The sequence below is a fragment of the Undibacterium sp. FW305-107 genome, from assembly GCF_058788535.1.
In genome coordinates this window covers 1-808 of the sequence record NZ_JBYTAV010000029.1, presented here as the reverse complement: position 1 = coordinate 808, position 808 = coordinate 1, and the positions used below count along the sequence as shown (strand labels likewise).

Here is an 808-nt window from a genome sequence, read left to right as displayed (position 1 = left end):
TTGAGTATCTGGCTGTCCCAGGTGGCGAGGCGGTTGTTGGCATCGTAGCTGGCTGTGTTGATTGTGTCAGGCAGATCTGTCTTTGCCAGGCTGCCGCTGGCCTTGGTGCGGCGGCCATTGGCGTCGTAGGTGTAAGTCAGATCACCGATGAGGCTGTTGTCGGCTTTTTTGTAGGTGATGCCGATGAGCTGGCCTGCGTCGTCATAGCTGTTGTCGCGGGTGATGCCGTTGGCGTAGGTGATTTTGGTGAGGCGGCCTGCGTCGTCATAAGTGAACTGGATGGCTTGTGCCTGGTTGTTGTTGATGGCTCCTGCGGCCTGGTCTATGCGTAGCAATCTGCCTGCATCGTCATAGGTATAGCTTTGCGTTGGCTGGCCTGCGACGGTCATGCTGCTGCGGCGGTTATTTGCATCATAGGTGTAGTTGACAATGCCTTTGGGGCTGGTGACCTGGGTAACACGGTCGAGATTGTCATAGCTGAAGCCGATGTTGCCATTAAGGCTGTCGGCCAGTTGTGTCACTCTGTTACCGGCATCATAGCTGCGGGTAATGCTGCTACCGTCTGCGTAGGTGGTTTTTAAAGGGCGGTTGAGACCGTCATAGGTGTACGTGGTTTGCTGGTTTTTACGGTCGGTGCTTTGTGTGATGCGATGTTCTTTGTCATAAACAACACTGTTGCTTTGGTTCAGCGCGTCGGTCTTGCCTGTAACGGCGTTGCGGTTGTCGTAGGCGAACTGGGTGCTGTGGTTGTTGGCATCGGTGACGCTGGTGAGGTTGTCGTTGTTGTCGTAGCCAAAGCCGGTGCTTT

1 pseudogene is annotated in these 808 nt (G+C 54.8%); it reads right to left on the bottom strand.

The annotated features are described in order from the left end of the window. A pseudogene (locus AC3WQT_RS28885) lies at positions 1-808 on the bottom strand (RHS repeat-associated core domain-containing protein); the annotation flags it as partial.